The 21932-nt window shown below is 70.2% G+C and carries 21 protein-coding genes; 8 read left to right on the top strand and 13 right to left on the bottom strand.

Annotated features, from left to right (window positions below):
• Positions 1–105: 105 nt before the first annotated feature.
• On the top strand, positions 106–1833 hold the full coding sequence (locus GHC57_RS11705) for a cation:proton antiporter (RefSeq protein ID WP_170294851.1): 1728 nt from the start codon (positions 106–108) through the stop codon (positions 1831–1833).
• Positions 1830–2642: a universal stress protein gene (locus tag GHC57_RS11700; RefSeq protein ID WP_153344414.1), complete on the top strand. Its 813-nt coding sequence runs from the start codon at positions 1830–1832 to the stop codon at positions 2640–2642. Before GHC57_RS11705 ends, GHC57_RS11700 begins: the two co-directional genes overlap by 4 nt.
• A gap of 30 nt (positions 2643–2672) precedes the next feature.
• Here GHC57_RS11700 and GHC57_RS11695 read toward each other — a convergent pair whose 3' ends face one another.
• The 7 genes from GHC57_RS11695 to rfbA all read right to left on the bottom strand — a co-directional run bounded on the left by GHC57_RS11695 (position 2673) and on the right by rfbA (position 10215).
• A complete protein-coding gene (locus tag GHC57_RS11695; protein WP_153344412.1) occupies positions 2673–2888 on the bottom strand; it encodes a hypothetical protein in 216 nt (71 codons plus the stop codon).
• The gene (feoB, locus tag GHC57_RS11690) at positions 2885–5434 is read right to left on the bottom strand and encodes a ferrous iron transport protein B (RefSeq protein ID WP_153344410.1); all 2550 of its coding nucleotides are present in this window, start codon (positions 5432–5434) and stop codon (positions 2885–2887) included. The genes GHC57_RS11695 and feoB overlap by 4 nt, the downstream gene beginning before the upstream one ends.
• A 98-nt stretch (positions 5435–5532) precedes the next feature.
• Positions 5533–6321 carry a DUF4198 domain-containing protein gene (locus GHC57_RS11685; RefSeq protein ID WP_153344408.1) on the bottom strand — a complete coding sequence of 263 codons (789 nt, stop codon included), beginning with the start codon at positions 6319–6321 and terminating at the stop codon, positions 5533–5535.
• A gap of 32 nt (positions 6322–6353) precedes the next feature.
• Positions 6354–6680 carry a hypothetical protein gene (locus GHC57_RS11680; protein ID WP_211369181.1) on the bottom strand — a complete coding sequence of 109 codons (327 nt, stop codon included), beginning with the start codon at positions 6678–6680 and terminating at the stop codon, positions 6354–6356.
• Positions 6677–7150 carry a transposase gene (locus GHC57_RS11675; RefSeq protein ID WP_153344406.1) on the bottom strand — a complete coding sequence of 158 codons (474 nt, stop codon included), beginning with the start codon at positions 7148–7150 and terminating at the stop codon, positions 6677–6679. Before GHC57_RS11675 ends, GHC57_RS11680 begins: the two co-directional genes overlap by 4 nt.
• 257 nt (positions 7151–7407) lie before the next feature.
• Positions 7408–9324 carry a type I secretion system permease/ATPase gene (locus GHC57_RS11670; RefSeq protein WP_153344404.1) on the bottom strand — a complete coding sequence of 639 codons (1917 nt, stop codon included), beginning with the start codon at positions 9322–9324 and terminating at the stop codon, positions 7408–7410.
• Positions 9325–9339: 15 nt separating this feature from the next.
• Positions 9340–10215 carry a glucose-1-phosphate thymidylyltransferase RfbA gene (gene rfbA, locus GHC57_RS11665; protein WP_153344402.1) on the bottom strand — a complete coding sequence of 292 codons (876 nt, stop codon included), beginning with the start codon at positions 10213–10215 and terminating at the stop codon, positions 9340–9342.
• Positions 10216–10402: 187 nt separating this feature from the next.
• Between rfbA and GHC57_RS11660 the strand changes: the two genes are divergently transcribed.
• Entirely contained in the window at positions 10403–11125 is a 723-nt protein-coding gene (locus GHC57_RS11660; protein ID WP_153344400.1) for a hypothetical protein, read from the top strand.
• Positions 11126–11347: 222 nt separating this feature from the next.
• Here GHC57_RS11660 and accC read toward each other — a convergent pair whose 3' ends face one another.
• The 3 genes from accC to aroQ form a co-directional block, all read right to left on the bottom strand.
• Positions 11348–12697, bottom strand: a complete 1350-nt coding sequence (gene accC / locus GHC57_RS11655) for an acetyl-CoA carboxylase biotin carboxylase subunit (protein ID WP_170294853.1) — start codon at positions 12695–12697, stop codon at positions 11348–11350.
• 51 nt (positions 12698–12748) lie between these two features.
• The gene (locus GHC57_RS11650) at positions 12749–13198 is read right to left on the bottom strand and encodes an acetyl-CoA carboxylase biotin carboxyl carrier protein (RefSeq protein WP_153344396.1); all 450 of its coding nucleotides are present in this window, start codon (positions 13196–13198) and stop codon (positions 12749–12751) included.
• 80 nt (positions 13199–13278) lie between these two features.
• On the bottom strand, positions 13279–13761 hold the full coding sequence (gene aroQ / locus GHC57_RS11645; protein WP_170294848.1) for a type II 3-dehydroquinate dehydratase: 483 nt from the start codon (positions 13759–13761) through the stop codon (positions 13279–13281).
• Positions 13762–13994: 233 nt separating this feature from the next.
• Between aroQ and GHC57_RS19995 the strand changes: the two genes are divergently transcribed.
• The 5 genes from GHC57_RS19995 (at position 13995) to GHC57_RS11620 (ending at position 18796) form a co-directional block, all read left to right on the top strand.
• Complete coding sequence (locus tag GHC57_RS19995) at positions 13995–14309, top strand: DUF1244 domain-containing protein (RefSeq protein WP_343031167.1); 315 nt, start codon at positions 13995–13997, stop codon at positions 14307–14309.
• Positions 14310–14441: 132 nt separating this feature from the next.
• Positions 14442–14921 carry a peroxiredoxin gene (locus GHC57_RS11635; protein WP_153344462.1) on the top strand — a complete coding sequence of 160 codons (480 nt, stop codon included), beginning with the start codon at positions 14442–14444 and terminating at the stop codon, positions 14919–14921.
• A 98-nt stretch (positions 14922–15019) separates the two neighbouring features.
• Positions 15020–16228 carry a glycosyltransferase family protein gene (locus tag GHC57_RS11630; protein ID WP_153344390.1) on the top strand — a complete coding sequence of 403 codons (1209 nt, stop codon included), beginning with the start codon at positions 15020–15022 and terminating at the stop codon, positions 16226–16228.
• 15 nt (positions 16229–16243) lie between these two features.
• Complete coding sequence (locus GHC57_RS11625) at positions 16244–17485, top strand: glycosyltransferase (protein WP_153344388.1); 1242 nt, start codon at positions 16244–16246, stop codon at positions 17483–17485.
• A 90-nt stretch (positions 17486–17575) separates the two neighbouring features.
• Positions 17576–18796 carry an argininosuccinate synthase gene (locus GHC57_RS11620; RefSeq protein WP_170294850.1) on the top strand — a complete coding sequence of 407 codons (1221 nt, stop codon included), beginning with the start codon at positions 17576–17578 and terminating at the stop codon, positions 18794–18796.
• 72 nt (positions 18797–18868) lie between these two features.
• Here GHC57_RS11620 and GHC57_RS11615 read toward each other — a convergent pair whose 3' ends face one another.
• The 3 genes from GHC57_RS11615 to dapD form a co-directional block, all read right to left on the bottom strand.
• Positions 18869–19459 carry a hypothetical protein gene (locus tag GHC57_RS11615; RefSeq protein ID WP_153344384.1) on the bottom strand — a complete coding sequence of 197 codons (591 nt, stop codon included), beginning with the start codon at positions 19457–19459 and terminating at the stop codon, positions 18869–18871.
• Between the two features lie 80 nt (positions 19460–19539).
• Positions 19540–20697: a succinyl-diaminopimelate desuccinylase gene (gene dapE / locus GHC57_RS11610; RefSeq protein WP_343031169.1), complete on the bottom strand. Its 1158-nt coding sequence runs from the start codon at positions 20695–20697 to the stop codon at positions 19540–19542.
• Between the two features lie 61 nt (positions 20698–20758).
• Entirely contained in the window at positions 20759–21601 is an 843-nt protein-coding gene (gene dapD / locus GHC57_RS11605) for a 2,3,4,5-tetrahydropyridine-2,6-dicarboxylate N-succinyltransferase (protein ID WP_153344382.1), read from the bottom strand.
• Positions 21602–21932 lie beyond the last annotated feature (331 nt).

Below are 21932 nucleotides of genomic sequence, written 5' to 3'. Positions count from 1 at the left end.
ACGCATCGGCCCTGAAACGGATAGGATGATACGCGGTTGAGTTGAAGACGCGGACCGGGCCTCGGGGCCCCGAGATCCGCGCAGGGACGAAGGATCGATGGGACGATGCTCGACATCATGCCGACCGGCAGCGTTTTCCTTGAGTTCTCCATCATCCTGCTGTTCTCCACGCTGATCGGGGCCGTCGGCCTGCTGCTGCGCCAGCCCCTCATCGTGTCGTTCATCGCGGCGGGCATCCTGGCCGGGCATTCGGTGCTGGGCCTGGTGCAGTCCGAGGAGCAGATCCAGGTCCTGGCCGAATTCGGCATCGCGCTGCTGCTGTTCGTCGTCGGCCTGAAGCTGGACCTGAGCCTGATCCGCACCGTCGGCGGCGTCGCCCTCATCACGGGGCTGGGTCAGGTCGTGTTCACCTCGGTGATCGGGTTCGCGCTGTGCCTGGGGCTCGGCTTCGAGCCCCTGCCCAGCCTCTATATCGCGGTCGCGCTGACGTTCTCGTCCACCATCATCATCGTCAAGCTGCTGTCGGACAAAGGCGAGATCGACGCCCTGCACGGCCGCATCGCGCTGGGCTTCCTGATCGTGCAGGACGTCGTGGTGGTGCTGGTGATGATCGTGCTGTCGTCGATGGGCGCGCGCGAGGGAGCCACGGCCGCCGACCCCGGCCTTCTCGGGTCGCTGCTGATGATCGTGGTCAAGGGGGGCCTGTTCCTGGCCGCCATCGCCGCCTTCATGCGCTGGCTGGCCACGCCGATCCTGCGCCGTCTGGCGGACTCGGCCGAACTGCTGGTGCTGTTCGCGGTCGCCTGGGCGGTCGTCCTGGCCTCGGTCGGCGAGGTCATGGGGTTCAGCAAGGAGATGGGCGCGTTCCTGGCCGGCGTCAGCCTCGCGTCCACGCCGTTCCGCGAGGCCATCGGCGCGCGGCTGGTCAGCCTGCGGGATTTCCTGCTGCTGTTCTTCTTCATCCACCTGGGCAGCGGCCTGGACATGAGCCTGATCGGCGAACAGGTGGTGCCGGCCCTCTGGCTGTCGCTGTTCGTGCTGATCGGCAACCCGCTGATCGTGCTGGTGCTGATGGGACTGCTGGGCTACCGCAAGCGCACCGGCTTCCTGGCCGGGCTGACGGTGGCCCAGATCAGCGAATTCTCGCTCATCTTCGCCGCGCTGGGCCTGTCGCTCGGGCACATCGGGCTGGACCATGTGGGGCTCATCACGCTGGTGGGGCTCATCACCATCGGCCTGTCCACCTACATGATCATCTATTCCCAGTGGCTGTACGCCCGCATGGAACCCGTGCTGGGCCTGTTCGAGCGCCGCGACCCCGCCCAGGAAACCGCCCTGATGGACCGGCTGTCCGAAAACGCGCGCTTCGACGTGATCGTCATCGGCCTGGGGCGCTTCGGCAGCAACATCGCCCATGGGCTGCGCCAGGAAGGCTGGTCGGTGCTGGGCATCGACTTCGACCCGGCGGCCGTGCGCGGCGGCCGGACCCGGGATTACCCCGTGCTGTTCGGGGACGCCACCGACCCCGAGTTCCTCAAGGACCTGCCGGTGCAGTCCGGCCAGTGGATCGTGAACGCCTGGCGGGTGCGGCCCGAGGGCGCGTCCGGCGGCAACACCATCCTGGTCATGCTGAAGACGCTGAAGGCGCAAGGCTATCCGGGCCGCGTGGCCGTCACCGCGCAATCGGCGGCCGAGGTGCCGTTCTACCGCGACCACGGGGCCGATCTCGTGCTCCTGCCGTTCGCCGACGCGGCCCGGCGCGCGGTCGAGCGGCTTGAAGATGCGCGGACCGACCGGACGGCCGACATCCCGGACCCGGAGGTGGCGTCATGACCCCCGCGCCCCCCCTGCATTGCCTTGCGGCCACGGACCTGTCCGCGCGCGGCGACCGGGCGCTGGTGCGCGCGTTCCGGCTCGCGGCCGCGTCCCAGGGCTCCGTCGTGGTGCTGCACGTGGTCGAGGACACGTATCCGCCGCCGATCTCCAAGCACATCCGCGACGATGTCCGGATCCTGCTGCACCAGCAGGTGCAGGCCATGCCGGAATCACAGGGGGTGCCGTGGCGGATCGAGGTCGTCGCCGGTCACGACTTCGAGGAGATCACCGCCCAGTCCCTGGGCTGCAACCTGATCGTCCTGGGGGGCGGTCGGGACATGCGGCTGGCGGACCCGTTCCTGTCCTCGACCACGCAACGCGTCATCCGGCGCGCCGATGTCCCGGTGCTGACGGCGAAAACCCCGTATCGCGGCCCCTACGGTCTGGCCGTGGCGGCGGTCGATGACACCGACCCGGCGGAACGCGCCCTCGCCTTCGCGCTGGCGGCCTGCCCGGACATGCGGGTCGTGTCCTTTCTCGCCGTCGATCTGCCGGGCGGCGCGGCAGGGGATCCCGATGACGGTCTGGACCCCTTCGCGCAGCCGGTCCGCGACCGGCTGGCCCGCCTGCCGGACTATGCGGCGCGCGGCCGGTTTTCCTGCGAACGCGGTGCGGCGGTGCCGGTCCTGGATGCCCTGGTGACCGAGCACGCGCCGGATCTGGTCGTGCTGGGCCGCCCGCGACGGGGCTGGTCGTTCCTGCTGGGTCAGGACCTGCCGGGCCATGCCCTGATGGGGTCGAAGGCCGACATCCTGATTGCGCCCTGATCCCCCAGAGGCCCCGGGTCCGTTCGCCCGCTACCGGCCCGGCCCCCGGTTGAAGGACCGCGCCGCCTGGCAGGTGCGGGCGGAGCCGCAGTGCGCACAGCCCTTGCGCCGCCGCCCCAGGTACGTCCGCCACAGATAGCCCAGGGCCAGCGCCATCAGGATCGCAACCAAGGCGATCTCCAGGACTCCGCTGGTGGCCTCGCGACTCAGGTCCACGGCGGTCGTGGATGCCATGCCGTCGGTCATGCCGCACCTCCTTGTTCGGGACGATAGGCCGGGCGCGGCAACGTCCGGCCAAAGGGGGACTTGAACAGCCCGACCGCCAGCAGCAGGCCGAGCGCCACCAGATAGATCGCCGTCATCATCTCCAGGCCCGACAATGCCAGCGCCGAGCCGATCGAATAGGTCAGGCTGGCCACGGTCAGGGCGAGGATGGTCGGGAACACGATCGAGAACGCCATCCAGGCATAGGACCCGGTCTGCACCCGGATCATGATCGTGGTCGCCAGACAGGGCGGATAGAGCGCGAAGAACAGCATGAGCGCCACCGCCGTCAGGGCCGTGTAGCCGGCGGCCTTCTGCTGCGCGCCCATGCGCTCTTCGAGCGTCTGGTTTTCGCCCTCCGGCTGGTCGAACAGCACGCCCAGGGTGGCCACGCTGCTTTCGCGGGCCGCGAACGAGCTGAACAGCGCCACGTTGATCTTCCAGTCGAAGTTGGCGAACTGCGTGACCGGCTCCAGCGCGCGGCCGAACTGCCCGAGCGCGCTGTTGACGATGCGTTCATCCTTCATCTCCCGGCGCAGTTCCTTGCGGGTCGTGGCCAGATCCCGCAGGGCCCCTTGCGCCGCGCGGGCGTCCGGATCGCGCGAGCGCACGATGAAGGGCGCCAGGGCGGGATGGGTTTCCCGCACCCGTTCGTCCAGGGCCTCGGCCGCCGCGCGGCTGCCCACCATCATGCGGTCGCTCCGGTAGTCGGTGTACAGGTTCACCAGCCGGGTCAGGCTGTCCTGGTCCGGCACCGCCGCCAACAGGGGATTGTCCGCCAGGATGGCCCGGAAGTCCGCGATCGCCGCTTCCGCCCGGTCGTGATAGTGCGCCTGCCGCTCCGGCGTCAGGCCGGGAAACTGCAACAGGACGTAAACCACCGTGGCCACCGCCACGACCACGGTGCCCACCTTCTTGATGTACAGCCACGTCCGGTCCACCGACCGGCGCAGAACGCCGGTCACGGTCGGCAGATGGTAGTGCGGCAGTTCCATCACGAACGGCGCCGTCTCCATGTGCCGCAGCACCGAAACCGACAGCAGTTTCGCGATCAGCAGGGCAAAGATGATCGTGATCGTGGACAGGTAGAACAGCACCAAGCCGCCGCTCTCCGGGAAATAGATGGAGATCAGCAGCGTATACAGCGGCACCTTGGCCAGGCAGTTCATGAACGGCACGGTCAGGATGGTGGCCATGCGCGCGCGCTGGTCCGGGATGCCCTTGGTCGCCATCACGCCCGGCACCGCACAGCCGCCCGCGAACACCCCGGCCAGGATGAACGGCAGCGTGGACTGCCCGTGCAGCCCGAAGCGGTGCAGGATGCGGTCCAGGATGAAGGCGATGCGGGCCATATAGCCGCTGTCCTCCAGGATCGCGATCAACGCGAACAGGATCAGGAAGATCGGCACGTAGTTCAGCAGGGCGTTGGCGGAATCCACCATCCACAACCCCATGGACCGCAGCACGGGATCATGCAGGAACCCGGCCGACGGCAGCACGTCCCCGGCCAGATCCCGGAATCCGGCCAGCAGGGGCCAGGTGACCTTGGTCAGCTCGTAGCCCTGCACGATGGAAAGCTGATAGATCGTCCAGACCGTCAGCACCAGGAACGCCGGCGCGATCCAGCGGTTCAGCAACACGCGGTCGATGCGCTCGGTCAGCGGCCGGCGGCCCGTGTCGGAGCGGGTCACGCAGGTGGCCAGGATGTCCCCCGCCAGATGGTCCCGGCACCCGGCGATGTGGTCGCCCACGCTCAGCCCCGCGCGCGCCTCGAACGCCACGGCGGCCCGCCGCGCCTGATCGAGCAGGCCATGCGCGTTGTTGACATGCGCCCGCAGCACCCGTTGGGCCTCGTCATCGCCTTCCACCAGCTTGACCGCCAGCCAGCGCGCCGAGACCGTGTCGGTGATCGCCGGCAGGTCGGCGATGCGGACCTGAAGCGCGGTGACGTCCGCTTCCAGGTCGCCGTAATTCAGCGTCGCCGGCGGGATGGCGTCCCGACGCCCGGCGACGTCGCGAATGGCCGCGCGCAGGTCGTCCCGGCCGGTGCCCTTGTGCCCGACCACCGGCACCACGGGCGCGTTCAACCGCTCGGACAGCGTGGCCAGATCGAAGGACAGGCCCCGGCTCGCGGCGACATCCGTCATGGTCAGGGCGACGACCACCGGAAAGCCCATCTCCAGCAACTGGAACGTCAGGTACAGCCCGCGCCGCAGGTTGGTGGCATCGATGACATTGACGATCAGGTCGGGCTGTTCGTCGCGCAGGAAGGCCCGCGCCACCCGCTCTTCCAGCGAGAACGAGGTCAGGCTGTAGGTGCCCGGCAGGTCCACCATCTCGACCGACAGGGCGCCGTCGCGGTAGCGGCCGCTCTTCTTGTCCACGGTCACGCCGGGATAGTTGGCGATGTGCTGGCTCAACCCCGTCAGGGCATTGAACAGCGTGGACTTGCCGCAGTTGGGCTGGCCGGCCAGGGCCACCCGCAGGCGGGTCGGCGCAATGTCGGACGGACTGGACGGGTCGGGCATCCCGGACCTCCCGGAGGAAAACGGACGGCGGCGGACGGACAGCGGACCGAAGCCCCCTGCCCGTCCCCCATGGCAGGCATGACGGCGCCTGGGGCGCCCTACTTCATCTCGAACGCACGGACCCAGAGCACGGCGTCTTGCGACACCTCTTTGCCGTCGTGCTCGGTGACGGGCCCGGAGCCCAGCGCGGCGAAGCCCCAGAACCCCGCCTTGGGCACACCGAAGGTGAAGACGCCGTTGGCGTCGGTGATCGCCACGATGGCCCCGCCCGGCAGCGGCCCGGCGGTGGGCGCGGTCGGTCGGTTGGTCGCCATGTCCGGGGGCGCGGCCATGTACTCGATCTCGATTTCGGCCCCGGCCACCGGCTGGCCGTCCGATAGCAGCACCCCCGAGAACGTGGAGCCCGCGATCACGTTGGTCGGCTTGTTCAGCGGCACGATCTCGGTGGGCAGGCCGACGGGCTCATTCCAGCCGGTGGGGATGCCGCCCTTGTTCAGCAGACTCTTGGTGATCTGCTGGATGTAGATGTCCTCGCTTTCCTCGTAGTAGGGCGCGGGGGTGAAGGCGACGATGTAGTCGCCGTTGCGCTTCACCGGGATGGTCGCCTCGTAGCCCTGGGCCGTGTTATGCGCGGCCTGGAAGGTGACCGGAGAGAGGCGGTCGGTCAGGTCGATCCGCTCGCCCTTGAAGTAGACCGACAGGTCATCGGGCGCGCCCATGTCCATGGCGTGGCCGTTCTCCATCGGATGCCAGAAGAAGAACTTCATGGGCACGTCGCCGGGCCGGTCCAGGTTGACCTCGGGCGTGTAGGCCAGTTGGAAGTGCGCGAAGGCGGGCGCGGCCGACAGCATCAGGGCGGCGGCGGTGGCCATCAGGGTACGGGTCATCGGTGCGGGCTCCTGGGTTTGGGTCTGGTCGCTCAGTAGATCTCGCTGGCGGGCACGGTGATCCGGTGGCCCTCGCCGGCATCGAACTGCACGCTGTAATCGCCCTCGGGCATGTCGAAGAGGAACTCGCTGTTGGCGTCCATCTGGGTCTCCCGGATGGCATCGCCGGCGCCGTCCAGCACCCGCACCGCCACGCCGGAGGCGGACGAGCCGTCGGAGAACCCGGCCTCGCACAGCACGGTGCCGTCGCCGTTGTCGTAACAGGAGAACAGCGGGGTATGGGCCAGCGCCGCGCCAGCGGGCGCGACCATCAGCGCGGCCCCCAGGGTGAGCGCGGACAGGCGGGGGATCGAAGTCATGGTGAGGTCCTTTCTCGGAAGGGATGGGAGACGGCACGCCCGTCCGCGCCGCGTTCGGCGCGAAGGGCCTGAAGGATCGGGTCGTCCGGGGACTCGTGGAGGCGGCGCGCCATCGACCACGCGGTCTTGTAGCTGACCCCGCAGGCCCGCTGGATGCGGGCCGCCAGGCCACGCCCCGGATCGTCCAGGAACAGGGCCATGGCGCGCAGCCAGGGTCCCGTGCCCACGTTGGAGCGTTCCAGCACCGTGCCCCGGCGCGCGGAGTACGGCTTGCGGCAGCGCGCGCACTTGAAGCGCACGCCGCCGGACCGCTCGCACACCATGCGATAGGCATGCCGCGCGCCGCAGTGCGGACAGACCGGCCCCCGCCGGGGCCAGCGCAGGGCCTCCAGCCGGGAGTCGGCATCGCCCCGGACGTCGTGGCGCAACGAAGCGGTGGTCTGAACGGGAGCAACGGCGGCGCAGATCATGGAACGTCCGAGGTCGTTGGCGATGGGAACCCGGGGACGGCGCGGCGGCGCCGAACGCCCGATGCCCGGTACAGTATTGAAAATAGGAATGAGTCGCAACAAAAACCCTGAGCCCGGATAGGGACACTCCAGGGCGCATTTTTCAGTGGAAATTCAGGGAGTTGGGATAGGCAACCAGACTGCGCGGCCAAACCCGAGCGGAGAAATGGGTCACCAAAGGGAAGAGTGCGCCCGGGCCACCACCGAGCCGGGCGGGATCACCCGCCGCCGGAGCCGTCCGGCGGACGGCGGCCGAGGCGTCCGGACGAGGACCCGCCCCCGGAGCTCCCGGAGGACGGCGGCGACGGCGGGGCTTTCGGCGGCGGTCTGCCGGGGGGCGGCGCGGCGGATCCCTTCGGGGATCCTGCGCCGCCGGGCGCGGGGCCCTGCACCTGTTTCGGCGAACCGCCCTGCCCCGCCCCGGGCGCGCCGCCGCGCGCGAACTTCGCCAGGATGTCCTTGCAGGGTCCCATCATCTCCACCTGCCCGTCGCGCAGCACCAGCACCGTCTCCAGGGCGGTCAGCAGGGCCGGTTTCTGGGTCACCATGACGACCGTCCGTCCCTCGTTGCGCAGCGCCGCCAGGGTCTGCAACAGCGCCTGCTCGCCCTCGCTGTCCAGGAAGGCGTTCGGCTCGTCCAGCACGATCAGGCGCGGATCGCCGTACAGCGCGCGGGCCAGCGCGACCCGCTGGCGCAGGCCGGCCGGCAGCACATGGCCGTTCTCGCCGATCGGGGTGTCATAGCCGTTGGGCAGTCGCAGAAGGGTCTCGTGCAGCCCGACCCGCCGCGCGGCCTGGATCACGTCGGCGGCCTCCACCACGCCCATGCGGGCGATGTTCTCGGCGACGGTGCCATCCATCAGGTCGATGTCCTGACTCACGTAGCCCACATGGCGGCCGAGCTGGTCCGTGTTCCAGTTGCGCAGATCGTTGCCGTCCAGGCGCACCTTGCCCTGGGCGGGCGGCCACAGGCCCACCAGCGCGCGGGCCAGGGTGGACTTGCCCGCGCCGGACGGCCCGATGACCCCCAGCGATCCGCCCGGCGGCAGGTCGAACGAGAGGCCCTTGAGCACGGGCACGCGACCCCCCGGCGGCGCCACCACGGCCTGCTGCACGGCCAGGGCCCCGGCCGGCACGGGCAACGGCATGCTGTCGCGGGCGGGCGGGCTGGCCTCGAACAGCGCCATCAGCCGGTCGCGCGCGCCGCGCGCGGCCATGACGTCCCCCCAGCCCCAGATCAGGCCCTCCAGAACCGCAAAAGCCCGGTCGGCCACCAGACCGGCGGCGATCACATCCGCCTCGGTCACATCGCCCAGGGTGTACAGCCACGCCGCCGCGCCCAGAACCGCCACCACCCCCAGATGGCGCAGCAGGGCGGTCCCCATGGCCAGAGCGGTCAGGCGCACGGCAATGCGGGCGTCGTCGCGCTGGCGGGCGTCGGCCGCGCGCCGCCAGCGGCGCGCGATCATGGGCGCCATCCCCATGACCGCCACGCTGGGGGCGTGGCGCAACCGCTCCTCCAATTGGCTGCGCATGGCAAGGTCCCGGCGCTGGGCCTCGCGCGCCCGGCGCAGGGTCAGGGGCCGGGCCATCAGCACCGTGACCGCCATCAACGCCGAGACCAGGCCGGCCACCAGCAACAGACGCGCATCGATCAGAGGCAGGGCGATCAGGAACACCGGAAACCAGACCAGATCGAGCGTGGCGATCTGTCCCCGCCCGCCCATGGACCGACACAGCACGTCCACGTCGCCGAGCGCCTGTCGGGTTTCCGGGCGCGGCCCGGCCCCCGCCACCTGCACCAGGATGTCCAGCACCGGCCCGGTCAGCCGGTGGCGCAGAGCACTGCCGGCGCGCAGCAGGAGCAGGCGGCGCAGCATGTCCAGGATGGCCATGCCCGCCAGCGCACCAGCGGCCAGGATCATGAGCATGACCAGGGTCTGTTCGGACCGGCTGGGAAGGACCCGTTCGAACAGTTGGAACGCGAAAACCGGCAGGACCAGCACCAGCAGGGTGACGAACAGGCTGAACGCCCCGGCGGCCAGGACCTGACCGTTGGCGCGCCGCAGCGCGGCCTTCAGCTCATCGGCCCGGGAGCGAGGCGCGCCCGGCCGCGCTGCCGCGGACTCAGCCAAGGCCACCCCGCGCCGTCATGCCGCCCCCTCGCGCGCGATGCGGCGCAGGTACTGGCCGTAATCGGTCTTCTCCAGCGCCGCGCCGAGCCGGTCGAGCTGGTCGGCGTTGATGAACCCCTTGAAGAAGGCGACCTCCTCCGGGGCCGAGATCTTCAGGCCCTGGCGGCGGTCGACTGTCCGGACATAGTTGCCCGCGTCCAGCAGGCTTTCATGGGTGCCGGTGTCGAACCAGGCGAAGCCGCGCCCCATGCGCTCCACGGTCAGCGCGCCGTCGCGCAGGTAGAAGGCGTTGACGTCGGTGATCTCCAGTTCGCCGCGCGGACTGGGTTTCAGGTCGGCCGCCACGTCCCCCACGCGGTGATCGTAGAAATACAGCCCCGTGACCGCCCAGTGCGACTTGGGCTGCCTGGGCTTTTCCTCGATGGAGGTGGCGCGGCCCTCATCGTCGAAGTCCACCACCCCGTAGCGCTCCGGATCCGGCACCCGGTAGGCGAACACGGTGGCTCCCTGGTCGCGGGCGGCGGCGGTCTGCAGTTTCTCGGTCAGGCCGTGGCCGTAGAAGATGTTGTCGCCGAGGATCAGGGCGCAGGGGCTGCCGTCCAGGAAGTCCCGGCCGATCAGGAAGGCCTGGGCCAGCCCCTCGGGGCGCGGCTGCTGGGCATAGCGGATGTCGATCCCCCAATCCGCGCCGTCCCCCAACAGGGCCTCGAACATGGGTGCGTCGTGCGGCGTGGTGATGACCAGGATCTCCCGAATACCGGCCAGCATCAGGACCGACAGCGGGTAATAGATCATCGGCTTGTCATAGACCGGCAGCAGTTGCTTGGAGACGGCACGGGTCAGCGGATGCAGGCGGGTGCCGGAGCCTCCGGCCAGGATAATGCCCTTCATGAACGCCCTCTCGCAGCGGTCGGACGAACGCGGGGCGGTCCCCACGCCTTGCGGCACTGTTTCCGATCGGGCGCGGGAACGCAAGCCCCGGCGGCGGCGGGCATCAGCGGGCGCCTTGTGGCGGCCCGCCCCGGACGCCATCATGGGCGCCGGGCCGGATGCGCCGGCCCGCCGGGAGGGTTCGTCCATGTCCCACGACCAGAGACCGGCGGAGGCGGGCGGTCTCCGCGCCATGACCCGGGCCGCGCGGGACCGCCTCGCCCGCGCCCTGGGCGGCCGGTCACGCCACGACGGGGCGACGGCGGACGACGCCGATCAGGCGGCGGACCCCTCCCCCGGTCGGCGCGGCCAGTGGCACTTTCCGCCGGACGAGACCTGGGGGCCTCGGGTTTCGGTCGCCGCGACGGCCCGCCGGACGGACCCGGGCACGCCGGCCCTGGCCGACCCGGACCCGCCGCTGGACTTCGGCGGCGGCGCGGCCGACGCGGACGCGGTCGACTGGGAGATCGTGGCCCCCTTCGCGGCCCTGGAGATGGCGACGCAGCGGGCGGGCCTGGACCCGAACGCGGTCCGCCGCACCGGCCCCGACGACGATCCGGCGGCCGAGGCGTCCGTTCCGTTCCCCTCGGCGTTCTGCACGGACCCGGTGGTGTTCCTGGGGATTCTGGCGGTGCTGGTGCGGGCCACGCCGCACGTCCGGCTGTTCCGGGTGCGGCCGGGCGCCGGGGACGGCGCCGACGCCGCCCTGGTCAAGGTGTTCCCCGAGCCGGGCGCGGAGACCCTGGCCGTATTGGTGGCCTTCCACCCCGACGCGGCCGAGCAGGTGCGCGCCACCACCCGCATGGTGGCGGACGCCCTGGCTCACCTGGAGGTGCGGACCGAAGAGGGAGACGGACGGACCGCGCTTTGAAGGCCCGGCCCCACGATCCAGGGCCATCGGGTGAAAGGACGTGTGGTCGAAGAGACGCCGGGTCGGGCGGATTCGACCCCGCCCGTTTCCCGGCAGGGAAACGCGGTGGGGACAATCCGCCGCATGGCTGGTTTGCGGCGGGTTGCGCCTTCGGCGCGAACCCGCCCTACGAGGTCTCGCATTTCGCCAAAGGTGCCTTCACCCGGTTGCCCGGCCCCACGATCAGGCGTGGTTGCCCTCGGCCACGAAGCGTTCCAGCCACCGGATGTCGTAGTCGCCGGAGATGAACGCCTCCGCCGTCATCAGGCGCTGGTGCAGCGGAATGGTCGTCTCCACGCCCTCGATCACGTATTCGCCCAGGGCGCGCTGCAGCCGCATCAGGCATTCCGTCCGGTTGGCGCCGTGCACCACCAGCTTGGCGATCATGCTGTCGTAGTGCGGCGGCACCTTCAGGCCCGTGTAAAGCCCCGATTCCACCCGGACCCCCATGCCGCCGGGGGCATGGTAGCGTCCGATGGTGCCCGGCGAGGGCGCGAAGGTCACCGAGTTCTCGGCGTTGATGCGGCACTCGATGGCATGGCCGTGGAAGCGAATGTCGTCCTGGCCGTAGCCGAGCGGTTCCCCCTGGGCGACGCGGATCTGCTCCTTCACCAAATCCAGGGTCGTAATCATCTCGGTGACCGGGTGTTCCACCTGCAGGCGGGTGTTCATTTCCATGAAGTAGAAGTTCCCGTCCTCGTACAGGAACTCCATGGTGCCGGCGTTGTAGTAGCCCAGGGCCGCCGCCGCGCGGCAGGCGATGCCGCCGATGCGGGCGCGCTCGTCCGGGGACAGCGCGGGCGACGGCGCTTCCTCCAGCACCTTCTGATGCTTGCGTTGCAACGAGCAATCACGCTCGCCCAGGTGCACGACGTTGCCATGCATGTCCGCCAGCACCTGCACCTCGATATGGCGCGGGTTGGCGAGGTACTTCTCCATATAGACCTCGCCGTTGCCGAAGGCGGCGGTCGCCTCGGCGCGCGCGGTCTGCCAGGCCTCCACCACGGTCTCGGCGGACTCGGCCACCTTCATGCCGCGTCCGCCACCGCCGGCGGAGGCCTTGATGAGCACCGGATAGCCGATCTCGGCGGCCATGGCCCGGGCCTCGTCGGCCGTCTCCACGGCCCCGTCGGATCCGGGCACACAGGGCAGCCCGGCCTCGGTCGCGGCCTTCTTGGCGGCGATCTTGTCGCCCATCATGCGGATCAGCTTCGCGGGCGGGCCGATGAACGCCATGTTGTGGTCATGGACCATCTCGGCGAAGTCCGCGTTCTCGGACAGGAAGCCGTATCCGGGATGAATCGCGTCGCTGCCGGTGATGGTCGCCGCGGCCAGGATGGCGGCCTTGTTCAGGTAGCTGTCGCGGGCCGAAGGCGGACCGATGCACACCGACTCGTCGGCAAGGCGGACGTGCATGGCCTCGGCATCGGCCGTGGAGTGGACGGCGACGGTCCGGATCCCCATTTCGCGGCAGGCGCGCAGGATGCGCAGCGCGATCTCGCCGCGATTGGCGATGAGGACTTTGTCGAACACGATCGGCGGACGATCGGCGGAGGCGGACGGCGACATGGCGGAATCCATACCCTATTCGATGACCACCAGCGCCTCGCCGAATTCCACCGGCGTGGCGTCGTCCACCAGGATGGCGGCGATGCGGCCGCCGCGCGGGGCGCGCAGCGGATTGAAGGTCTTCATGGCCTCGATCAGCAGCAGGGTGGCCCCCTCGTCCACCGTGTCGCCCACCTTGATGAAGTTGGGCGCGCCCGGCTCCGGCGCCATGTAGACCACGCCGACCATGGGCGAGGTCACGGCCCCCGGATGCCCCTCGGCCCCGCCGGCGGCGGGGTCGGCGCCGCCCGTCGCCGACGGCGCGGGAGCCGCGGCGGGCGCCGGCGCGGTGGCCTGGACGGTCACGGTCCGGGCGACGCGAATACGCGTATCGCCGGTGTCGTACTCGATCTCGGTCAGTCCGGATTCGCCGAGCAGCTCGGCAAGGGCGCGGACCGCGTCGGTATCGATGGGAGTGCTGGCCATGGCGGTGTCTTCGATCTCGGGTCTGGGGGAGCCGGTGCCGCTGCGGCCCCGCGGATCGGGGCGAGGCGGCCGGCGCCGGCTCATGTGGACAGGGAACGCGGGCCGTCGGCGTTGGCGGCGTCTGCGTCAGCGATCAGGCGGGCCATGGCGTCCAGGGCGAGCAGATAGCCCTGGCTGCCCAGACCCACGATGACGCCGGTGGCGACCGGCGAAATATAGGAATGGTGGCGAAAACTCTCGCGGGCATGCACGTTCGACAGGTGCACCTCGATGCAGGGCAGCGCAACGGCGCGCAGCGCGTCGGGGATGGCGACGGACGTATGGGTGTAGGCGGCCGCGTTCAGGATGATCCCCCGCACGTCGGCATGGCTTTGCTGGATCCACTCGACCAGCTCGCCCTCGTGGTTGGTCTGGCGGAAATCGACGCGGATCCGCAGCTTTTCGCCGCGCACCCGGCACGCCGCCGCGATGTCGTCCAGGGTCTCCCGCCCGTACACGGACGGTTCCCGGCGGCCCAGCAGGTTCAGATTCGGACCGTTGAGGATCAGGACGGTGTTGGGCACCGGATGATGTTCCCTCCGGACGCACGGGTGGGCTCGGGATGCGGCGCGGCCCGGACCGGATCGGCCCCGGGGATCGTTCGGCCCCGGCCGGCCACTGCAAGAGTCGCGCGCCTGTCCTATATCAGCACGGGGCCCGGGGCAATATACTGTTGCGTTCCTGTTGCGCAGGGGCGGCATCAGACGCCCCGTGCGATCCCCGCCGACCCGATGTCACAACCAGCGGAGGCGTTGACGTGGACCAACAGACGCGAACGGAGATCGAGGCGGCGGCGTTCCGCAGCCTGGTGGCGCACCTTCAGTGGCGCACCGACGTCCAGAACATCGACCTGATGGCGCTGTCCGGGTTCTGCCGCAACTGCCTGTGGAAGTGGCTGAGGGCGGCCGCCGAGGAGACCGGCGCCCCCCTCGACAAGGCGGAGGCGCAGCGCTGGGTCTACGGCATGGACTACGCCGACTGGAAGGACCGCCACCAGCCCGAGGCCACGCCCGCGCAGGCCCGGGCCTACGAGGCGAGCAAGCCCCTGCATTCCGCCATCAGCAAGGGCTGAGCCCAGCGGCGCGGCCGCTGCCCTCGCAATCGGGCCGCGGCGCCCCCATGTGAGCGCAGGCCCGAGGGGGACGCGATCAGGCGTCGCCGGATCGTGGCGTGCCCTCCCGCACAAGGAGTTCCAGCCGTGAGCATGATCAAGGTCGGCGATCGTATCCCCGAAGTCACCCTGCACCGGATGACCGATGAGGGGATCAGGCCCATCACCACCGCCGAGGTGTTCGCGGGCAAGACGGTGGTGCTGTTCGCGGTGCCCGGCGCCTTCACGCCGACCTGCTCGGCCCGGCATCTGCCCGGGTTCATCGACCACATCGACGCGCTCACCGCGAAGGGCGTGGACACGGTCGCCTGTATCGCGGTCAACGATCCCTTTGTCATGGCGGCCTGGGGCGCCCAGGCCGGCGCCGACGGCAAGGTGCTCATGATCTCCGATGGCAACGGCGCCTTCGCGGCGGCCACGGGCACGGAGATGGACGCCAGCAAGGCGGCCATGGCGACCCGGTCGCAACGGTATGCCATGGTGGTGCGGGACGGCGTGGTGGCGCACGTCTTCCTCGATTCGCCCGGCGCCTTCGAGGCCTCCAGCGCCGAAAACGTGCTGGCTCACCTGTAGCCCGGGCCGCCCGCGCAGCCTTTTAATGGACGGCCGAATCGACTAGGGTGACGTCGGTCATCGCGCGGCGTCAGGCCGGACCCGAAGAAGGGGCATCCATGCGGGTCCTGATCTACAGCCACGACAGCTTCGGGCTTGGTCACCTGCGCCGCTGCCGCCGCATGGCCCACGCCATGGTCGGCGCCAGCAAGGACCTCACGGTTCTCATCATCTCCGGGTCGCCGATCATCGGCAGCTTCGATTTCCGCGCCCGGGTGGACTTCGTGCGCGTGCCGGGTGTGGTGAAGCTGCAGAACGGCAATTACACGGCGCTGAACCTGCTCATCGACATCGAGGACACGCTGGCGCTGCGGGCCTCCATCATCCAGCACACGGCCCTGGCGTTCGCGCCCGACCTGTTCATCGTGGACAAGGAGCCCCTGGGCCTGGGCGGCGAGGTGGAGTCCACCCTGCGCCGCCTGAAGAAGCGGGGCACCCGCCTGGTCCTCGGCCTGCGCGAGGTCATGGACAGCCCGGACCGCCTGTCCGCCGAATGGAAACGCAAGCGCGTCATGCCGGCCCTGCGCAATCTTTACGACGAGGTGTGGGTGTACGGGCCGGACGGCTTCCACGACCCGCTGGCCGGCCTCAGCATCCCCGACGGGGTGCGCGACAAGCTGGTGTTCACGGGCTTCCAGCGGACCCACGTGCCCTCGGAATGGGGCGGACTCGCCGAGCGGCCCATCGACGAGCCCTACATCCTGGTCACCGCCGGCGGCGGTGGCGACGGCGCCGCCCTGATCGACTGGGTGCTGTCGGCCTACGAGAGCGACCCGGGGATCCCGCTGGCGCCGGTGTTCCTGTTCGGCCCGTTCATGGACGCCACCCTGCGCGAGACCTTCGGCGAGCGGGTCCACGCCCTGGGCCGGGGGGCCGCCCTGGAGTTCGACGCCACCCCCGAACACCTGATGAAGGACGCCACCGCCATGGTCTGCATGGGCGGCTACAACACGTTCTGCGAGGTGCTCTCGTTCGACAAGCCAGCCCTGATGGTGCCCCGCACGGAACCGCGCGAGGAACAGCTTGTCCGGGCCCGCCGGGCCGCCGCGCTGGGCCTCGTGGACATGCGGGTGCATGAGGAGGACGCCAGCCCCGAGACCATGGCCCAGGCCCTGCGCGGCCTCGCGGACCGGGCGCCGCCCTCCGCCCGGCTGCCCGCCGGCTGGCTCGACGGCCTGGATTTCATCTGCCGTCGCACGGGCCTGACTCCGCCCCATACGGCCCGGTCCACCGCCCGGCGCCCGACCGCCCAGAGCCGGTCGGGCTGAGGAAGGACGCACCCCATGACCCGCACCCTGGCCGTGGTCCTGAAGGGCTATCCGCGCCTGTCCGAAACCTTCATCGCCCAGGAGCTTCTGGGGCTGGAGCGGCGCGGCCTGAGCCTGCGCCTGGTCTCGCTGCGCCACCCCACCGACACCAAGACCCACCCGGTCCACGCCGAGATCGCGGCCCCCGTCACCTACCTGCCGGAGTATCTGCACGACGACCCCGCCCGCATGCTGCGCGCCTGGCGGACGGTGCGCGGCTGGCCGCGCTACGCCGAGACGCGGCGGCTGTGGCTGCGCGACCTGCGCCGCGACCCCACCCGCAACCGGGTGCGCCGCTGGGGTCAGGCGCTGGTTCTGGCGGCGGAGATGCCGTCGGACGTGGAGGCGGTGTACGTCCATTTCCTGCACACGCCCGGGTCGGTGGGCCGCTATGCCGCGCGGCTGCTGGGGCTGCCGCTGTCCATCTCCGCCCATGCCCGTGACATCTGGACCATTCCGGACTGGGAGAAGGCGGAGAAGCTCGCCGACACCCGCTGGACGGTGACCTGCACCGCCTCGGGGGCCGCGCACCTGGACGGGCTGGCGCCGGGCCGGGTGCGGCTGCTGTATCACGGCTTCGACCTGGACCGCTTCCCGGCGCCCGATCCCGTGCCGCAGAGCGCGCGCGACGGCACCGATGCGGCCGATCCCGTGCGCCTGCTGGCCGTCGGCCGGGCCGTGCCCAAGAAGGGCTTCGACCTGCTCTTGCGCGCCCTGGCCGCCCTGCCCCCGGCGGCGCACTGGCGGCTCGTCCACATCGGCGGCGGCAAGGAGCGGGACGGCCTGAAGGCGCTGGCCGCCGAACTGGGACTCGCGGACCGGATCGACTGGCAGGGGGCGCGCGATCAGGCCGAGGTCCTGGAGGCCTACCGCGCCGCCGACCTGTTCGTGCTGCCCTGCCGGGTGGATGCCGACGGCGACCGCGACGGCCTGCCCAACGTGCTGATGGAAGCCCAGAGCCAGGGGCTCGCCTGCCTGTCCACCCGACTGTCCGGCATTCCGGAACTCATCGTGGAGGACGACACCGGCGCGCTGGTGGAGCCGGAGGACATCGCGGCGCTGACCGCCGTGCTGGCGGCCCTGATCGCCGACCCGGCCCGGCGTGCTGCCCTGGGCGCGGCCGGCATGGCGCGGGTGCGGTCCGCGTTCGACAACCGCGCGGGGCTGGACCGCCTCGCCGCCCTGTTCCTGGAGGACGACGAACCCGCGCCCCCATGAACCGCCCCCATGACCGACCCTTGCCCGGGCGCGCGCATTCCCTATACTCGCGCCCTTTCCAGATCATCCGCGAACACGAAGGCAATGGGCATGAGCAAGGGTCTCGGCAAGGGCGACGTCAAGAAGGTGGTGCTGGCCTATTCGGGCGGCCTGGACACCTCGATCATCCTGCGCTGGCTGCAGGACACCTACGGGTGCGAGGTGGTGACCTTCACCGCCGACATCGGCCAGGGCGAGGAGGTGGAGCCCGCCCGCGCCAAGGCCGAGATGATGGGGATCAAGGAGATCTACATCGACGACCTGACCGAGGAGTTCGTGCGCGACTACGTGTTCCCCATGTTCCGCGCCAACACGGTCTACGAGGGTGTGTACCTGCTCGGCACGTCGATCGCCCGGCCCCTGATCGCCAAGCGCCTGATCGAGATCGCCGAGCAGACCGGCGCCGACGCCATCAGCCACGGCGCCACCGGCAAGGGCAACGATCAGGTCCGCTTCGAGCTGACCGCCTACGCCCTGAAGCCGGACGTCAAGGTCATCGCGCCGTGGCGCGAATGGGACCTGAACAGCCGCGCCAAGCTGATCGACTACGCCGAGAAGCACCAGATCCCCGTGCCCAAGGACAAGCGCGGCGAGTCCCCCTACTCCATGGACGCCAACCTTCTGCACATCTCCTATGAGGGCAAGGCGCTGGAGGACCCCTGGACCGAGCCCGACGAGGACATGTTCCGCATGACGGTCTCGCCCGAGGCCGCGCCGGTGACGCCCGAATACGTCGAGATCGATTTCGAGAAGGGCGACGCCGTGGCCATCAACGGCGAGCGGCTGTCCCCGGCGAATATCCTGCGCCGGCTGAACGACCTGGGCGGCAAGCACGGCTGCGGCCGCGTCGATCTGGTGGAAAACCGCTTCGTCGGCATGAAGTCGCGCGGCGTCTACGAAACCCCGGGCGGCACCCTGTTGCTGGCCGCGCACCGGGCCGTCGAGTCGATCACGCTCGACCGCGAGGCCATGCACCTGCGCGACGAGATGATGCCGCGCTACGCCACGCTCATCTACAACGGCTTCTGGTTCGCGCCCGAGCGCGAGGCGCTGCAGGCCCTGATCGACAAGACCCAGGAGCGGGTGACCGGCACCGCGCGCCTGAAGCTGTACAAGGGCAACGTCATCGTTGTCGGCCGCAAGGCCCCGGTCAGCCTGTACAGCATGGACCACGTCACCTTCGAGGAAGACGAGGTCTACGACCAGTGCGACGCCGAGGGCTTCATCAAGCTGAACGCCCTGCGCCTGCGCCTGGGCCGCATGGCGGGGTAATTCCCGTGGCGGGTTGCGCCTGCGGCGCGAACCCGCCCTACGGGACGCCATCCGCCGCCCCCCCGGCGTCGATCAGGCGCCCACGCCGGCCATGGAGAACGCCACGCCGGTGATGATCAGGCTGATGGTGAAGTTCATCACCGTGGCGCCGGCGGCGGACCACCAGGGCACCTCCAGGCCGAAGCGGGCCAACGCGGCCACGATCAGCAAGGACGCCGTGATGATCGTCAGCCCCACAAGGGCGGCGAAGTCCTCGGGCATGTCCACCAGACGCCCGATCAGCGCGGGCACCATCAGGATCAGCCCGACGGGCAACTGAATCCAGTTCAGCGGCACCAGGAAGCGGAACAGCGTCCTGTCCAGGCCCATCGCCGGGGCCAGGGTCACCATGACCAGCGGAAAGGCCACCCAGTCCACCACATAGGCGATCGTCTCGATTGAGACATACCGCAGCGCCGCCCCGGGACCGCCCAGGTCCAGCATCAGCACGTCCAGCACCAGGTAGAGCAGGAACACGGGCAGCAGGAACGCCGCCACCCAGAAGGACTTGAGCAGCCCGGTGGCGGTCGCCTCGAAATAGTCGAACCCCTTCGGGTCCAGCCGGGCCAGCCGGAGCAGACCATACAACGCGGCGGCAATGTCGGACGCACTCAGGGGCGGCATGGGCGGGGGATCCTCTGCCTTTTTATGATCCTGATCGGCCGTGAAGCGGACGGGTCTGCGCAGGGCCTCCGCGGCCCAGATCAGGCCGCGAAATAGCCGTCGATGACCTGCCGATAGATCTCGGTCAGCGACTCCAGATCGGCAAGGGGGGCGCACTCGTCCGCCTGATGGATCGTGCGGCCCACCAGACCGAACTCGGCGACGGCGGCGATGTCCTTGATGAACCGCGCATCGGAGGTTCCGCCCGAGGTGGAGATTTCGGGCCGACGCCCGGTCACCCGCTCCGCCGCGCCCTGGAGCAGGTCGCTCAGGCGGCCCGGCGGCGTGAGGAAACTTTCGCCCTGCACCGTGGCGTCCATGTCCACGGTGCCCGGCCGGCCCTTCTGCACCGCCAGAATCGTGTCGCGCAGGCGCTCCACCAGCGACCGCCCGGTGTGCAGGTCGTTGAAGCGGATGTTGAAGCGCGCCGTCGCCTTGCCCGGGATCACGTTGGTCGCTGGGTTGCCCACATCCACGGAGGTGATGACCAGGGTCGAGGGCTCGAAGTGTTCGGACCCGTGGTCCAGCGGTTCGGCGGTGAGGGCCGCCAGCATGTCCATCAGGCGCGGGATCGGGTTGTCCGAGCGGTGGGGATAGGCCGCGTGCCCCTGCCGCCCGTGCACGGTGAGTTGGACGTTCAGGCTGCCCCGGCGGCCGACCTTGACCATCTCGCCCATGGTGTCCGGATTGACGGGCTCGCCGACGATGCAGTCGTCGATGTGCTCGCCCTCGGCGGCGAAGGTCTCCACCATGCGCTTGGTGCCGTTCAGGCCCGGGCCTTCCTCGTCGCCGGTGATCATCAGCGACAGCGAGCCGGAGGGCGGACCGCCCTCGGCCAGACGGCGCGCAAAGGCGGCCACGAAGCAGGCGATGCCGCCCTTCATGTCGGCCGCGCCCCGGCCGTACAGCACGCCGTCTTCGATCTCGGCGGCGAACGGGTCGCGGGTCCAGCCATGGCCCACGGGCACCACGTCCGTATGCCCGGCGTAGCACAGATGCGGTCCGCCCGCGCCCAGGCGGGCATAGAGGTTGTCCACGTCCGGCGTGCCCGGCTGCGAGAACGGCATGCGCCGGCACGAAAAGCCCAGCGTTTCAAGCGCGGCCTGGAGCACGTCCAGCGCGCCGTCGTCCACGGGGGTCATGCTCTGGCGCTGGATCAGCGCCCGGGCCAGGGGAACCGGATCGGCGAGGCCCGCCACGGTCCAGTCGAGGACGGGGGCGGGCCGCCCGGCCGTGTCGCCGGGCGCGAGGGGGGCGGGATCAGTCACGCAGCAGTTCGTTGATCGAGACCTTGGCGCGCGTCTTTTCGTCCACGCGCTTGACGATGACGGCGCAGGCCAGGTTGGGGCCCGGGCTGCCGTCGGGCAGCGGCTTGCCGGGCATGCTGCCCGCGACCACCACGGAATAGGCCGGCACGCGACCCATGAAGACTTCGCCCGTGTTGCGGTCGATGATCTTGGTGGACGCGCCGATGAACACGCCCATGGACAGCACGGCGCCTTCCTCGACGATCACGCCCTCGACCACCTCGGAGCGGGCGCCGACGAACACGTTGTCCTCGATGATGACCGGGTTGGCCTGCAACGGCTCCAGCACGCCGCCGATACCGACACCGCCGGACAGGTGCACACCCTTGCCGATCTGGGCGCAGGACCCGACCGTGGCCCAGGTGTCCACCATGGTGCCGGAGTCCACATAGGCGCCCAGGTTCACGTAGCTGGGCATCAGCACCACGCCGGGCGCGATGTAGGCCGAGCGCCGCACGGCGCACGGCGGCACGGCGCGGAAGCCGGCGGCCTTGAAGCGGGCGGCGTCCCAGCCCTCGAACTTGGACGGCACCTTGTCCCACCAGGTGGAGCCGCCCACGCCGCCCTCGATGGGCGCCATGTCGTTGAGGCGGAAGCCCAGCAGCACGGCCTTTTTCAGCCACTGGTTGACCTGCCAGTCGCCGCCGATCTTCTCGGCCACGCGGTAGACGCCGGAATCCAGGCCGTTCAGCGCGGTCTCGACTGCGTCCCGGACCGGGCCCGTGGTCTCGGCCGTCACGGAGTCCCGGCTCTCCCAGGCGTCCTCGATGGTGCGTTCCAGATCTTCAAGCGTCATGGCGGGGTCCGTCAGGCGAGGATGGGCGAAACGGGGCCGGGCGCACCGGGGCGACGGACCCGCGCCCGACCATACCCGGGCCGCCGGGCAAGTCAACCAAGGCGGCGTGAGCGCCAGGGCTCCGAATCCGGATGACAGGGCTGTTTTCATTCGTGCCCCCTCACGAGATCCTTCGCGCCCCAACGGGCGCTCAGGATTGTCTGTTTGATTTGTGGCATTGTGGAGATGCCGGGTTGCGGGGCCCCGGGTGGCCACCCGGGGCCCCGCACCGGATCGTGTGATCGTCTCAGGATGGGGTCTTTGCCCGTTGTCATCGTGATCCGCGATCCGG

The sequence above is a fragment of the Roseospira navarrensis genome (genome assembly GCF_009601025.1).
GTDB lineage: Bacteria > Pseudomonadota > Alphaproteobacteria > Rhodospirillales > Rhodospirillaceae > Rhodospira > Rhodospira navarrensis.
This window is presented reverse-complemented; position numbering and strand designations above follow the sequence as displayed.